The organism is uncultured Methanospirillum sp. (genome assembly GCF_963668415.2).
In the GTDB taxonomy this organism is placed as follows: Archaea; Halobacteriota; Methanomicrobia; order Methanomicrobiales; family Methanospirillaceae; genus Methanospirillum.
The window spans coordinates 3,745,182-3,760,441 of the sequence record NZ_CAXXDL010000001.1; the positions used below are offsets into that span (position 1 = coordinate 3,745,182).

The following is a 15,260-nucleotide window of genomic DNA, read 5'->3' on the forward strand; positions in this document are numbered from 1 at the left end:
ATTAGATCCATGTTCTGACAGTTCTCTTGTACTCCCGGTATTGGTCGCCAAATACCCTTTCCAGTCTCTGTTCTTCGATTGGAATAAACATGATCTCAATTATTGCGATGAACAGAAGGGGGGATATGAATGGAATACCAGAACCCATGAATAGAGCGGTTCCAAGGAGAATAGATGTCATACCAAGATAAACCGGGTTCCGGCTGAATTGAAACGGTCCGGTTGTCACAAGTACAGAGGGGGTCTCAAATGGTGAGAGTGTTGTTCTATTCCTGAGAAACAGTGAACGAACCCAGTAACATACCGATATCCCGAAGATGACGAAGACTATCCCAATGTAGGTAACCGGTGCAGAGACAAGCATCGGGTACGGAAACACCCAGTTCACCAGAATTGAAGATAGTAGCAGGAGTAAAAAGTACGATTGACCATCTGCCATAGATCAGACCTTAGCGGTACTATGAATTTCAGAACATTGTTTGAGAACATTCTCATTCATCTGTTATCCAACCCTGCATATTTTTATTCTGGAGAACATTAAGGAATCTTCTGAAAACAGGAGATTCTGGATTCTGAAGATTGCCGAATATTATCATATATTGGTTTGTAACCAGTCAGAATATACCTGAAGTTGCTCTACGGTATGAACGTAATGCTCACCGTTCTCCAGAATCGTGAGATCACAATGGAATTTTTCCGTAAATTTCTCGATCGTGTCAGTTTCACAGATCTCATCCTTTGACCCATATAGAATACTTGTCTGGACATTCCAGGTATCAACCGGGTGATCTCTGACATAACAGAAGTAATCCCAATAGAGTTTCTGGCCAATAGGTGTGTCGATGGTCTGCTCTTTTTGCAGACGCTCAGGAGTAACCTGAAACCAGGTCATCATGTTGCTGATGATCCGTTCCATATCTACAACCGGTGACAGGAACAGAGCCTTGTTCAATGGCTCATTCTTATACGCCAATAGACTGAAATACGCACCCATACTACATGCAAACAGGTTCATATTCTTCCAATTATCTTTTGCAAATCTCATGACCTCAGCAAGATCCCGGATACAGAACTGCACCTTACAAGGGATATCTTCGGCTCTTCTATCCCCGTGTTCCGGGAGATCGAAACTCAACACCTGGTACCCTTTAGCAGTTGCTTCACGTGCCAGGAGTTGTATCACGACATCTTCCTTATGAGAGAGATTTCCGTGGACTGCAATCAAAAGTTTTTCACACGTATCTCCCCATAATACAGCGGGAATCGTTCCAATATTGAATCTATTAATGATCATAGTATGTTCACGTATTTTTGGTGTTATACAATCATATCCTGAATGATCAAACTAACAAAGATTATCTCATGATATGGCATTCAAAAGCGTTTCAAAAGAAGAACGAAGGTGATTGATGATTTCTAATAATTTATTGCTCTACAGGAATAACAAATTTCCGTATCGGATTACCTCCAACAGTCAATATATACAACAAATATAACGTGATTTAGACATATACTCCCATACAGAATCCGGTTCATTGAGAAGATGAACTCATGGAAGTAAATGGGATTATCCATACTACACAGAGTACCTCTTATATCAAAAATCCCTTCATATACCTAGTATGTCGAAACCGAGTCCCCTGCATATCATTCTACTTATTCTCTTTGCCGCCATCAGTTGTTCAACGCTCCCGGTCTATGCAGATCAGTATGCAGACACCGTCCTGCTTAACGGTTCAGTATATACTGTAGAACCTGGAACGAACTGGTCTGAAAATCCCAGGGAAGCAGTTGCAATAAAAGGAGATACAATCCTTTCAGTAAATTCAAGCAGTGATATCACGAAGTATATCGGACCAAAAACCAACGTCCATGATCTTGCAGGAATGATGGTATTACCAGGATTCATCGACTCACATATTCATTTTGGAGCATCGGCTGAGCTGACATTCGGGGTAAATCTCTCGGCATGCCACTCTGTAAGCGAGGTTCAGCAGCTTCTTTCAAACTATTATTCTGAACATCCTGATATTGATGTTATCCGGGGATTCGGATGGAATTATTACATCTTCAACCAGACCGGGCCTGATAAAGCATTCATAGATACCGTGATCCCGGACAAACCGGTAATTCTAATATCATTTGACGGTCATGCAACCTGGGTGAACTCAAAAGCACTCGAGGTCGGAGAAATAACCGCTGATACACCTGACCCAGAGGGAGGCAAGATAGAACATGATGCCAATGGAGACTCGAGCGGTGTTCTCAGAGAGATGGCAGCATCCAATCTTGTCACAAGCAAAGTACCTCCTCTCACTCCGTCCGATATCGAAGAGAAGGTAATGGATGTCCTGCCCAAGGCTGCAGCATACGGAATCACAACAGCAGATGATGCTGCCCTGACACCCGGAATGATCCTAGCCTATTCACACCTGGAGAGTCAGGGGAAACTACCGGTCCGGATATTTGGAGAGATGGTGGCTGTTCCAAACTTCGGAACTGAGCAGATCGCTCTGATGGAACTGGAACAGGACATCTTCAGTTCGTACCCGTCGGATAATGAAACCAGTCAAAATAATGATATCACGTTGAATACGAGGCTGGCAAATACCTCCGACCATCAACTCAAATCAATACAAAATCTCAAGGACACAAAAGGTCTCTTCAGACTTGAAACCGGAAAACTGTTCCTGGATGGTGTTGTAGAAGGCCATACCGGATATCTCCTCTCTCCATATACCGATCAACCTGAGACAAAGGGGATGATAAACTGGAACGTCTCCCGGTTTGATGAGATGATAAGAACTCTGGACAGGGAAGGATTCCAGGTAGATATTCATTCTATCGGTGATGGAGCCGTCAGACTATGCCTTGATGCATATGAGAATGCCAGAGATGAGAACGGAAAGAGGGATTCCAGACATAAGATATCACACATCCAGTTGATCAACTCCTCTGATATCCCAAGACTCAAATCTCTTGGAATAGTTGCATCTCTGCAACCGAACTGGTTCTACTATGATAATAACTTCAGAAATGTCTCTCTTCCATACCTCGGCAGCGATCGTGCTGAGCACATGTACACGCTCAAAACGCTCCTGGATAATGACATCCCGGTTGCATTTGGATCTGACTGGCCGGTAGGAACTGATTACCTGACATTCAATCCTCTCGACGGTATCAGAACGGCAGTAACAAGGCTTCCACTTCCCCCTGATTCACCATACAAAAAGCCCTACAGACCTGAGGAGCGGATTGATCTCCAGCATGCAATCGAATCCTACACCTATACCGGTGCATATACCGACTTCATGGAGAACAGTATAGGGTCAATTGAACCCGGGAAACTTGCAGATATCATCGTCATTGACAAGGATCTATTTACAATCCAGCCAGAGGATATCAACAAGGCTCACGTAGTCGCAACATACCTGGAAGGAAAGCAGGTATACAGTGATCTACTGGTTACAAACACAACTGAAAATTAACCAGATTAAACTCTTTTTGATGCAAAAGCATTGAATCTCTCAATGAGAAAATCAGAACCCGAAACACAGATAAAAAAGGAGAGATTAGGAAGAACTTTCGTTGAACTGATGAAGGGATGAGATATCAAAAGCCTGTGCATCTTTGCTGAGATCCTGGTTGTACGTTTTCATGTAGATGGATGAGAGAAATCCGTCGGTATGCATCTTTTGAACGATCTCATTCAGTTTTTCAACAAAAGATACGGTAGAATTACCATCTCCTTTCTCAACTGCAATCCCGGAATACCCCATAAATGCATAGGGTTCCAGAGCAACGATCGGAGTTCCGTTTGCAATTACATTATTCATATCTGTATCAGGGAACAGAAGTGCATCAACTTTTCCTGTTACAAGATCATTGATTGCATCTGAATCCTGAGCATACTCTACGATCGTTGGATCTTTGACAGGATTATCATTGACAGTTCCAACCATAGTGAGGTTATTATTCAGGTAACTGGTCTGGGCAGACTGAACATATGCCCCGATAGTCTTTCCAGATAGGTCAGAGATGTTGAAGACACTGGTATCGTTGGCCCTTATGTAAAAAGATGACGAAACTGCAAATATCGGTTGTGCAAAGTATAACCATTTCAGACGGTCGTTTGTCATATAGAAGTCCGTGTAGTAGTCCCACTTGTCACCCCATTTCGTGTTCTTCAGTTCAGAACTGTTTGTGGGGACATAACAGGAGTCAACTCCAAGTTCTTTTGCAACCTGAGACCCGATCTGCACATCATATCCGCTCACCTGGTTTTCAGCATACTGAAGATCAGAACATTTAGATTCAGGATCGCGTGCCGTTTCGTTGTTGACTTTAAAATCAGATGCGAGATCAGTGTTAACTGCTACAACCAGTGTGCCCCGGGATAGAATCTCCTGAAGCCTGTCCTGCTGGACAACAGATGTATTCTGATCTGCAAAAACCATAGATACAGAGAATACGAGTAAAATTACGAGTATTCCCAAAAAAATCCTTTCGATATGCATGAAATTCTCCTGATGGATGATAATATTGAGATTTTGATGCCACATAAGTATTTTTATTTGAACTCAAGAATAAATCTAACGAAGGTTCTTCAATCAGAAGCAGAGAACCGAACACCAATAATTGACTTGTTCCTGATGAAGTGGTGTAAAAAAGGGTATGAACAGGTCGTGTTCAACCTGATAAAGTTGAAAAGTTCAACCAGATATTGTCTGAAAGATCATGCAACTGAAGGGCAGTATCTACAGGGATCTCTTTCCCTGCATCTATCGATGAGAATACCTGATCTGCATTCGTGACAAGATCTGTTTTCACGGTTTTCAGTTCATTCGTTTTTACATCAGGGAACCGTGACTCATACAATTTTATCTTTTCATCAAATGAGTTCATCAGAGATGAGAACCTTTGTTTCTCTTCAGAGTTTTTGGTCATCTCATATACATCAGGAACAATGAGCCCATTCATCAGGATCAAATATAGTTCGATCCGCGACGTGTTCTGATCAAAGGAGTCTTCATCGACATAATCCATCAATGTATCAAAGGTTTGTAAGTGAGTCCAGCTGGAATTCTCGAATTTGTAAAGAAGGCCGGATTCAACCGTCTCATTCCTATCAATGGTGGATAATATCTGCACAAGGGTCTGATTCAGTTCAGTCCATGCCGCAAATGATCTCTTTCTATCAGCAGTGGCCTCCGGGCTTTGTCTGGTTGAGTTATCTACCGTATTGAGCCATGTACTGACAGTTCCATTATAATCATACATCGCATCAAGGATATCCTCTTTAGCGGTTTGATCACCGGTTTTCAGATACCGATAGGTCTGATCTACGCACCTGATATCTGTTGCATATGTCTTTTCTAATGCAAGAGCAGCCTCCGGACTCATGGTCCAGATCTCGTTTTGAGTGACATTCAGTTCACCAGATACGCCCAGGCTGTCTTCAGCTGCCATAACACAACCAACGCACAGAATAGCAAGTATCAATCCTGTGATTATATGTTTCATATTACCAGTCTCCTTTGGATACAGATACAACAATCTTCATGTTTGAACGAAATTCTAACCATTACCTATGCAGTGGTTACGGAAAAATTGGTATGATTCTATTCCTATCATACAGACGAACACCGGGCATCTCAAGTAAGGATAACACAATTTTCAGACTCTGTCCGGATGACACCATTCAGGCCCAGGGAATAATGGGCCTGCTTAAGAAGCAGAACTACACAACTATCATTCCAGTTGTTCGAAATGATGTATATGGGCAGGAATTATTAGAACTGGTCAGTAATCTCTCCACCAAAGGCAACTATACATTGACCACTCCAGTCTATTATGAGACTGGAACGAACTCCTTTAATTCGACCGTCGATAAGATAGCAGAATCTGTTCAATCTGTTGATAAGAAGACCGGCACTGCAGTTCTGGCGATTGGTTTTGATGAAGTTACTGATCTTCTCGAGGAAGCATCGCAAAACCTGGTACTCAGTTCTGTTCCATGGTTTGGAACTGATGGTATCGCCCTCTCTGACTCGGTCCTAAAGAAAAAGAATGCAGCAGAATTCGCAACAAAGACAAATTTTACTGCAACAATGTATGGCGAGATAGAGAATGAGCCTACGTTCATGGAATTCTCTAAACGTCTGCAGAATGCTACCGGAATTAAGGCCACTCCTTATGCAGTTGTCATCAATGATGCAGTCCAGCTTGCTGCACTTACAGAAATTATGAGCCCCGGAGTAACCGATACGGGACCTATATTTTTAGATAATGCATGCCACTTTTACGGGCTATCAGGCTACACCTCATTGACCGACTTCAGGAGATCGAAAATATGCAAACATCGATTTCTGGACCGTAAAGCAGAATGATGGTCAGTATTCATGGACGAAGATTGGTCGGTTTGTAAACCAGATGGCAGGTCCGATTATTTAGATGAAGACTACATCATTATAAAATCATTTTTGTTCAATTTTACACGGACTGATCTCTTCTCAACTATCATATTTGATCCACCAGATATATAGAAAACATATTAACATCCCTGATACGAATTATTCATTGTTTGTCTGGTGGGCAGACAGGGGATAGATAATGCGAAATATTACAATACTTGGAGTGGTCACTCTTTTTCTGGTTACAGGGGGGGTTTCGGCAGACTGGCTGCCGAACCAGACACCAGAAAATCAGATGATATCCATTACCACTGTCATTGACGTCGTGGGATTTGTCTCTGACAGTACAATGTTTTCCTGGACTCTGGCTTCTCCAGGGTCGATACCAACCGGAATGTTAGGCGCAGGACAGTCTGTTGCTGATGTCAGTTATCATGATTCAACCATGACCAACGGCGGACATCTCATGATGAACAAACGGGTTGATTTCAATTCAGGAGATCAGTCTTCAGGAATGTATAACCTTGAGACCCAGAAAGTACTGACATATGCAAGTGTTGACGGATCTCATCTTGTTGGTGAAGAGGAGTATACACTCTCTGTAGCAGGAAACGGTGAGGATACGGATGGTAACATACGTTGTGTCTTCTCACGGGGAGACGAGTCACAGATGCCTTCGTTCTGTAACATCGTTACTGCAAAGAGCAGCCTGATAAATGTAAACAGTGCCCAGATATCCTCAAAAGGAGGCCTCAGATCAGTTGCAGACACGAAAGATGTTCCAGCTGCTCTCAATTACCAGATAGCAGTGACTCCTGATACAAACTCAGGCTCAGGGTATGCTGAAGGAATTGTAAAGACCGTGTTTGCAGGCAGTATCATGGAGGCCAGGGACACAACCGGAGACAACTGGAACAAGACATCAGCCACAAATACCTGGAAAGATATATCCACAGTAAGTGGTGGAATAAAGAACTTCCAGAAGTCATTTGGATACGTCTCGGGATTACGGGTGTAATAGATACCACTCTTCTTTTTGCATGAAAAAGTCCTTTTCACCGGTCCTACCTGGGGCCCCCAACGGGGCACCGTTGGGATTTTTATAAATCCGAAGGATGAGTACGTACCTCTTAGGCAGTTTTCCAATATCTCTATCCTTTATCATGATTTGAAGATGGACCACATCTCCTTTTACAACTGAATGGCTGGATCATATAATTTGGGTAAAGAAACCATTGACCTCCATCCAATTCTCTTCCGGGTAGGATCCATTGTATGCCCTTGAATAATGGGGAGAGAATGGTATATCTATTATTATTAGCCGCGGTTTTCATTCTGAAAGAATCATCCTTAAAATATCAAAAAATAAAAGGAAATTCCTCATTTTTACATTGACTTTTTTCCAGAGACGAGAAAGGTTTTAATCACGATCGAGAAAACCAAGATATGTCGCAGATTAAATAATTTCTCGACATGAGTTGAGTTGAGTGAATCTCTATCTAAAATACCCATCGCTCATTAGGCAGATTAAACCTGCCATTGTTATCTTCGTACTGCTTACAATCATCACCGGGATCATCTATCCACTTCTGGTAACGGGCCTTGCCATGATCTTCTTCCCCTGGCAGGCGAACGGCAGTCTATTTGATCTCCATGGCCATCATTCAGGATCGGCCCTTATAGGACAGCCATTTACTTCAGAGAAGTACTTCTGGTCCAGGCTCTCTGCTACATCACCATCATATAATTCGAGTCTCTCTTCTGGCTCTAATTATGGACCGACAAATCCGGCACTCGGCGATCGGGTGACCTCATCTATTCTGGAGATGCAAACCAGATCGCTACATGCCACAGATCTTATTCCTGTAGATCTCGTCACAACATCAGCGAGTGGTTTAGACCCAGATATCAGCATCGCTTCTGCGTACTACCAGATTCCAAGAGTTGCTCATGCACGAGGGATTGATACCAGTACTTTAACCGGGCTTGTAAACCAGAATATTCAGGGCCCACAGTTTGGAGTACTTGGTGAGAGCAGAGTCAATGTTCTGTCAATAAACCAGGACCTTGACTCATACCAATCTCCAAACAATCAACTCACGAGCTCATTGTCAACAAAAATTTCTGAAAAAACCCCAATCATCCTTGGAATCAGAGCTTCAGACTGGCTTCAGTTCGTTATCTTTTTTGTTCTCCTGGTTGCGCTGGTTATTCCGGTTGGAAGATACATGGTTCATATCTACCAGGGAACTGGCTCAGGCACCAACGTATTTCGAAGATCTGAATCCTGGATCTTAAGCAGGGCGGGAATTAAGAACGATGACGAGATGGACTGGAAGACATTTGCCTTTGCACTGATGATCTTCAACATTCTTGGCATTATTGTCGTGTTCATCCTCCAGCAGATCCAGCATTACCTTCCTCTTAATCCCCTGAATCTTGGTGCAGTCGCTCCGGATCTTTCACTCAACACTGCAGTCAGTTTTACCACCAACACAAACTGGCAGGCATATGCCGGCGAGACAACTCTCAGTTACCTTACCCAGATGCTTGGACTGACAGTTCAGAATTTCCTCTCAGCTGCAACCGGAATGGCAGTTCTTGTAGCCCTCATCTATGGGTTTACCCGCAAGCAGGCTGGATCCATCGGAAACTTCTGGGTACTCCTGATCAGAAGTATCTGGATTCTCCTTCCACTCAGCATTATCTTCTCTCTCATCCTGGTATCACAGGGAACAATTCAGAATTTTAACGAACCTGCTACAGTTCAACTCCTCGATCCACTCACAGATAATGGGTCCACAGTTGCAACAACCCAGGTTATCCCTCAGGGACCGGCAGCTTCACAGATTGCAATCAAGTTACTTGGAACAAATGGCGGCGGATATTTTAACGCTAATTCTGCCCACCCATATGAGAACCCAACGCCTCTCTCAGATATTCTTGAGATTATTGCTCTTCTGATCATTCCGGCAGGACTCTGTTATACCTTCGGAAGCATGATCGGATCGGTAAAGAAAGGAGTAGCCCTGCTTATTGCGATGCTCATCATCTTCATCCCTCTCGTGGGGATCTGTTTCTGGGCAGAGCAGAGCGGCAGCCCACTCTTATCACATTCCGATATTGATCAATCTCCAAATGCCCTCCAGTCCGGAGGAAATATGGAAGGAAAAGAGGTCAGATTCGGAATAGTTCATAGTGCCCTCTTTGCAGTGGCGACCACAGCGACCTCATGTGGTGCAGTAAATTCTATGCATGACTCGTTTACTCCACTTGGAGGACTGATCCCACTCATGATGATTCAGTTCGGAGAGATCGTCTTTGGCGGAGTCGGATCCGGCCTTGGAGTGATGATTGTGTATGTCATCATCGCTATGTTCATCGCAGGGCTTATGGTGGGCAGAACCCCGGAATATCTTGGAAAAAAGATCGAACCACCAGAGATGACTCTGGCAGCCATCGTCATCCTCATCCCGATAGTTGCCATCCTCGTAGGTACTGCAATAGCAGTGGTCACAGATGCAGGAACTTCCTCTATCTTCAATCCCGGGGCCCATGGATTCTCTGAAGTTTTATACGCATTCTCCTCGGCTGTTGGGAATAACGGGAGTGCATTTGGAGGGCTCAGTGCAAACACATTGTTTTACAACCTGGCTCTTGCCCTTGAGATGTTTGTAGGAAGATTCCCAATGCTGATACTCCTGTTAGCCCTCGCCGGGTCTTTCGCACAAAAGAAGATTGTTCCGCAATCCGGGGGAACATTGCAGGATCACCGGCCACTCTTTATTATCTGGCTCGTCTTTGTCATTGTAAGCGTAGGAGTCTTGAGTTTTCTTCCTGCCCTTGCCCTTGGCCCGATTGCAGAATTTCTCTTGCAGGGAGGTCTGATGCATGTCTGATCCAATTCGCAATGCCCGGAGTTCAGCCAGTTCTCGTGATCTATATCTCAAAGCAATACAGGAGTCGGTGATCAAACTCGATCCCAGGCTCATGGCAAAAAATACGGTCATGTTCGTGGTTGAGATCGGAAGTGCCCTGACCACAATCTTCTGGATTATGGCCCTCCTCAACCTGAGTGATGAATCGGCCTGGTTCATTGGAATGATCTCACTCTGGCTCTGGTTCACGGTTATTTTTGCTAATTTTGCTGAGGCTCTTGCTGAAGGAAGGGGAAAAGCCCAGGCTCAGGCTCTGCGTCAGATGAGACAGGATACACTTGCTAAGCGTCTTCCGGATCAGTACACGCTTGGACAGAGTTCTCCTCCGGCTGATTCAATGGTAGAAGAGGTCTCATCAAGCATGCTTCAGAAAGACAATCTCTTCTATGTTACAGCCGGGGATGTCATTCCGGTTGATGGTGAGATTGTCCAGGGAATAGCATCGGTGAACGAGAGTGCCATTACCGGAGAGAGTGCACCGGTTATCAGAGAATCAGGAGGAGACCGGAGTGCCGTAACTGGCGGGACGACCATACTTTCAGACTGGCTAATTGTCAGGGTGACAGCTAACCCTGGAGAAGGATTCCTTGACAAGATGATATCCCTCATCGAAGGGGCAAAGCGGCAAAAGACTCCAAATGAGATTGCCCTGAATATCCTTCTCATCAGTCTGACCGTGATCTTCATCTGTGTCTGTGCCACCCTGTATGCATTCTCGCTCTACAGTGTCAGGGCGGCGGGAACAGGGACGGTGGTCAGTGTCACAATCCTGATTGCTCTGCTCGTATGTCTTGCTCCGACAACTATCGGCGGACTTCTCAGTGCTATCGGAATTGCAGGGATGGACCGGCTCATCAGAAGAAATGTGATTACTACTTCAGGGCGGGCCATCGAGGCTGCCGGAGATGTTGACGTCCTCCTTCTTGATAAAACCGGAACGATCACTCTTGGTAACCGTGAGGCTGTAGAGCTCATTCCGGTTGATGGGACAGAGATTTCAGAACTCGTTGAAGTTGCACAACTCGCATCCCTTGCTGACGAGACTCCGGAAGGTCGAAGTATTGTTGTTTTAGTCAAAAACGAGTATGGGCTCCGGGGAAGGACAGTCGGTGCTCATGATGACTCTCCGGAGATGCAGTTTATTCCATTCTCAAGCCACACCCGGATGAGCGGTGTTACCGTAAGCGGCAGAGAGATCCGAAAAGGGGCAGCAGAAGCCGTCTACAATTATATGAAAGAGAAGGGGACTCAGGTATCTGATGATCTCATCTCTAAAGTAGACGAGATATCGAGGGCCGGGGGAACTCCGCTGGTAGTAACCCGGGATGGAAAAGCCCTTGGTGTAATCTACCTGAAAGATATCGTAAAAGGAGGGATAAAAGAGAGATTTGCTCAACTTCGTCACATGGGGATCAAGACGATCATGATAACCGGTGACAACAGTCTTACCGCTGCAACTATTGCTGCAGAGGCTGGAGTTGATGATTTTCTGGCCGAGGCTACACCGGAGAGCAAACTTCGTCTCATTCGTGAGTATCAGGAAGGTGGGCGTCTCGTTGCCATGACAGGTGATGGCACCAATGATGCCCCGGCCCTTGCACAGGCAGATGTTGCTGTTGCTATGAACACCGGTACACAACCGGCACGCGAAGCAGCAAACATGGTTGATCTTGACAGTAACCCGACCAAACTTATCGAGATTGTGGAGATCGGAAAGCAACTGCTCATGACCAGAGGAGCCCTGACAACGTTCAGTATTGCGAATGATATCGCGAAATACTTCGCAATTATTCCTGCAGCATTTGTCGGGACATACCCTGCCCTCGCTGCTCTCAATATCATGGATCTCCATCAGGCTATCCTTTCTGCCGTGATATTCAATGCTCTCATCATCATCGCCTTGATCCCCCTTGCCCTCCGGGGAGTTACCTACAAACCACTCTCCGCGGATGAAGCACTGCGAAACAACATCCTCATCTATGGAGGTGGCGGAGTCATCGCTCCGTTTATAGGAATAAAGATAATAGATCTCATTCTGGTTCTGACAGGCATGGGATAAGATAATGGATGATGGCCGACCCGATCCTGATCTCCTCCTCTCTCAAATTCAGAAAGAAGAGACGAGAGAAAAGGCAGGAAAACTCAAAATATTTCTCGGGTATGCAGCAGGTGTAGGGAAGACCTACGGGATGCTCAAGGCTGCACATGAGCGGTTTGCAGAAGGGATTGATGTCAGAATCGGATATGTGGAGACTCACGGAAGACCTGATACCGATGCCCTGATAGAAGGACTACCGATCATCCCGCGTGCAGAGATTCCATACAAATCAACAATCCTGTACGAGATGGATACCGATTCTATCATCAGGGCTCATCCGTCCCTTGTCCTTGTTGATGAACTGGCTCATTCCAATCCTCCTTCATTTAGGTATACAAAGCGGTACCAGGATGTTGAGGAACTATTAGCAGCAGGAATCGATGTGTACACTACACTCAACATCCAGCATCTTGAGAGCGTACGCGATGTTGTTGCGAAAATTACGTCAATAATCGTTCATGAAACTGTCCCGGACCGCATCGTGGACATGGCAGACGAGATTGAACTCATGGACATTCCTCCTGCAGAATTGAGAACAAGACTTGCAGAAGGAAAAGTCTATGTTCCTGATATGGCTACCCGTGCTATTGAACAGTTCTTCAATGAAGGAAATCTCTTTGCTCTTCGTGAACTCTCTCTTCGCAAGACTGCAGACCGGGTTGATACCCAGATGCTTGAGTACATGCAGACCAGATCAATTCCAGGTCCATGGCCGGTATCTGAACATCTTCTCGTCTCTATCGGTCCAAGTCCTCTTTCTGAAAAACTTGTCAGGACTACAAAACGTCAGGCCGATCGGTTAAACACCGACTGGAGAGCCGTGTATGTTGAGACGCCAATGCATCACCGGTTATCATACTCTGCAAAAGAACAGATCTATAAGACTATTAAACTGGTAGAGAGTCTTGGAGGGAAGACAGAGACGATCTTCGGACTCAATATTCCTGATACCCTGATCGAGTATGCAAAAAAACATAATATTACCCGAATAGTAATCGGTAAAACATTGAGATCACGATGGAAAGAACTCATATTCGGGTCGATCGTGGATCAGATGATCCACAAGAGCGGAGAGATCGATGTGTATGTGATCAGCAGTAGTGATGAAAAAAGGGAGAGTATTTCGTATTCTGATGACTCAATCCTCCCGGTAACACTACCAGGAAAATATCTTGAAAGTCTGATCCTTGTTGGCATTGTCACCATCTTCGGAGATGTTTTGAAGAATTACATCTCACAGACAAATCTCATTATGTTTTATCTGATGGTTGTGGTGATGGCAGCCTTCAGAAGGGGGTTATATCTTGCAGTTTTCACATCAATTATCGGCGTTCTGATGTTTGATTTCTTTTTAGTCCCTCCTTATTACACCTTCAGAGTATCAGACACACAATATATTATTACATTCTTTGGCATGATCCTGGTTGGGACAGTTATCAGCATCCTGATCTCCAAAACTCAGGATTATGCAAAATCAGCTCATGCCCGTGAACAGGAGAATGCAGCTCTATACAGGCTTGCAAAAAACCTTGCAGGGGCATCTGATCTAAAATCAGTATTATCTGCGGTAATTCTCAAAGTTGAGGAGAATTTTAACTGGCAGGCAGTCATTCTCAATCCACATAACAACTCCCTGATGGTCAGCAGTTCATCCCACAATCTCCATATTACCGATAATGAGATTTCAGTTGCACAATGGGCATTTTCAAAGAATGATATTGTCGGGTACGATACAGATACTCTTCATGCCTCGCGGTTGCGTTTTATTCCAATCAGAAGCAGAAAAAAAGTCCTGGGAGTCCTCGGAGTAAAACCTGAAGAGGTTGAAGGTGTTATCTCTCCGGAGGAGGGACGGATGCTTGAATTGTTTGCTGATCTTACAGGACTTGCGATTGAACGGTTTGGAAAGGGATAATGATACCCATTATACAGACTGAAAATACCAGGCAGGTAAACATTTTTTAAGATCCGGGATGGGGATTGAGAGTCAATTGAATTGCAGATGAGCTATCCCAAACTATCTCCGCAATCCAGAGATCAACGGTTTCAGTTCTATTCTCTTTTGGATTCCATCTCAAATCGGCAAGTTCCACTCTTGCACCTTCATGAGCTTTGTTCATACTTGATGAGAGCATCTCCCTATCTTCATAATTAAAGAAATTTAATAGATCTGTTGTCGTTTTTAGCCCATTTTCATCCATAAATAATTCAATACCTGCAGTATTGGCAAATTGTAACTGTTCGTCTTTGAAGATACATATCGGCATCGGTGACGATTCTACAATAGTACGAAATCTCTCTTCATCTCTCTGGAGTGTCGATTCTCGTACTATATTTCTCCAGATCATAATAGCCAGAACAATGAGAAGAATACTGAAAAATGCACGATTCGCCAGGGCATAAAATTCAGACATGTCCCGGGGTGAAAGAAGATAACCAATCCACAGTAAAAAGATGGAAATCCCACTGACTACAAAAGGGCCATTCTGGTATCTGATATACAGAGTCATCATTATTGGAATAAAGTACAGGATTCCGGTCATTAAACCGAGGGGAGTAGAAATGTCAGAGTAAAAGATCAGGATGATGAATATCAGAATGAGGGATACTATCTGGACTATGTTTTCTTCTGGTTGAGTTATGTTATTTGAAATGGCCATGATAGATCCTTGATTCTAATAGATAAAACGTTGATGATCAGAATTTGGGGGATATATGTAGTACATATTAGTCATGCTGACATTTTATACCTGATTTCTATTTATCTCCATGAAACTAAAAAAATTGATAATATAACCCTCTAATCAACAG

At 44.2% G+C, this 15,260-nt stretch carries 11 protein-coding genes; 6 read left to right on the forward strand and 5 right to left on the reverse strand.

The window, feature by feature from the left end; genetic code table 11:
* Nucleotide 1: 1 nt before the first annotated feature.
* On the reverse strand, nt 2-439 hold the full coding sequence (locus ACHZA2_RS17580; protein WP_319580794.1) for an isoprenylcysteine carboxylmethyltransferase family protein: 438 nt from the start codon (nt 437-439) through the stop codon (nt 2-4).
* A gap of 153 nt (nt 440-592) precedes the next feature.
* Nucleotides 593-1,294 (reverse strand): serine aminopeptidase domain-containing protein, encoded by a 702-nt coding sequence (locus ACHZA2_RS17585; protein ID WP_319580795.1) that lies wholly within the window; start codon nt 1,292-1,294, stop codon nt 593-595.
* Nucleotides 1,295-1,622: 328 nt separating this feature from the next.
* Here ACHZA2_RS17585 and ACHZA2_RS17590 point away from each other — a divergent pair, with 328 nt between their 5' ends.
* Nucleotides 1,623-3,488, forward strand: coding sequence for an amidohydrolase family protein (locus ACHZA2_RS17590; protein ID WP_319580796.1), 1,866 nt, complete (start codon nt 1,623-1,625; stop codon nt 3,486-3,488).
* An 84-nt stretch (nt 3,489-3,572) separates the two neighbouring features.
* Here the strand turns inward: ACHZA2_RS17590 and ACHZA2_RS17595 are convergent, their stop codons facing one another.
* A complete protein-coding gene (locus tag ACHZA2_RS17595; protein ID WP_319580797.1) occupies nt 3,573-4,517 on the reverse strand; it encodes a transporter substrate-binding domain-containing protein in 945 nt (314 codons plus the stop codon).
* Between the two features lie 172 nt (nt 4,518-4,689).
* A complete protein-coding gene (locus ACHZA2_RS17600; RefSeq protein WP_319580798.1) occupies nt 4,690-5,523 on the reverse strand; it encodes a hypothetical protein in 834 nt (277 codons plus the stop codon).
* Nucleotides 5,524-5,615: 92 nt separating this feature from the next.
* On the opposite strand from ACHZA2_RS17600, the gene ACHZA2_RS17605 reads away from it, so the two are divergent.
* From ACHZA2_RS17605 to ACHZA2_RS17625, 5 genes are all read left to right on the forward strand, one after another.
* Nucleotides 5,616-6,389 (forward strand): ABC transporter substrate-binding protein, encoded by a 774-nt coding sequence (locus ACHZA2_RS17605; protein WP_319580799.1) that lies wholly within the window; start codon nt 5,616-5,618, stop codon nt 6,387-6,389.
* A gap of 223 nt (nt 6,390-6,612) precedes the next feature.
* Nucleotides 6,613-7,431, forward strand: coding sequence for a hypothetical protein (locus tag ACHZA2_RS17610; protein WP_319580800.1), 819 nt, complete (start codon nt 6,613-6,615; stop codon nt 7,429-7,431).
* A 469-nt stretch (nt 7,432-7,900) separates the two neighbouring features.
* Nucleotides 7,901-10,312 (forward strand): potassium-transporting ATPase subunit KdpA, encoded by a 2,412-nt coding sequence (kdpA, locus tag ACHZA2_RS17615; RefSeq protein WP_319580801.1) that lies wholly within the window; start codon nt 7,901-7,903, stop codon nt 10,310-10,312.
* Nucleotides 10,305-12,410, forward strand: a complete 2,106-nt coding sequence (kdpB, locus tag ACHZA2_RS17620) for a potassium-transporting ATPase subunit KdpB (protein ID WP_319580802.1) — start codon at nt 10,305-10,307, stop codon at nt 12,408-12,410. The genes kdpA and kdpB overlap by 8 nt, the downstream gene beginning before the upstream one ends.
* 4 nt (nt 12,411-12,414) lie before the next feature.
* Nucleotides 12,415-14,364, forward strand: a complete 1,950-nt coding sequence (locus ACHZA2_RS17625) for a DUF4118 domain-containing protein (protein WP_319580803.1) — start codon at nt 12,415-12,417, stop codon at nt 14,362-14,364.
* A gap of 46 nt (nt 14,365-14,410) precedes the next feature.
* Here ACHZA2_RS17625 and ACHZA2_RS17630 read toward each other — a convergent pair whose 3' ends face one another.
* Nucleotides 14,411-15,109, reverse strand: coding sequence for a PAS domain-containing protein (locus ACHZA2_RS17630; protein ID WP_319580804.1), 699 nt, complete (start codon nt 15,107-15,109; stop codon nt 14,411-14,413).
* Between the last annotated feature and the right edge of the window lie 151 nt (nt 15,110-15,260).

Coding starts and splice junctions, on each gene's coding strand:
- ACHZA2_RS17580 (WP_319580794.1), bottom strand. CDS start 439: ATGGCAGATGGTCAATCGTACTTTTTACTCCTGCTACTATCTTCAATT.
- ACHZA2_RS17585 (WP_319580795.1), bottom strand. CDS start 1,294: ATGATCATTAATAGATTCAATATTGGAACGATTCCCGCTGTATTATGG.
- ACHZA2_RS17590 (WP_319580796.1), top strand. CDS start 1,623: ATGTCGAAACCGAGTCCCCTGCATATCATTCTACTTATTCTCTTTGCC.
- ACHZA2_RS17595 (WP_319580797.1), bottom strand. CDS start 4,517: ATGCATATCGAAAGGATTTTTTTGGGAATACTCGTAATTTTACTCGTA.
- ACHZA2_RS17600 (WP_319580798.1), bottom strand. CDS start 5,523: ATGAAACATATAATCACAGGATTGATACTTGCTATTCTGTGCGTTGGT.
- ACHZA2_RS17605 (WP_319580799.1), top strand. CDS start 5,616: ATGATTCTATTCCTATCATACAGACGAACACCGGGCATCTCAAGTAAG.
- ACHZA2_RS17610 (WP_319580800.1), top strand. CDS start 6,613: ATGCGAAATATTACAATACTTGGAGTGGTCACTCTTTTTCTGGTTACA.
- kdpB (WP_319580802.1), top strand. CDS start 10,305: ATGTCTGATCCAATTCGCAATGCCCGGAGTTCAGCCAGTTCTCGTGAT.
- ACHZA2_RS17625 (WP_319580803.1), top strand. CDS start 12,415: ATGGATGATGGCCGACCCGATCCTGATCTCCTCCTCTCTCAAATTCAG.
- ACHZA2_RS17630 (WP_319580804.1), bottom strand. CDS start 15,109: ATGGCCATTTCAAATAACATAACTCAACCAGAAGAAAACATAGTCCAG.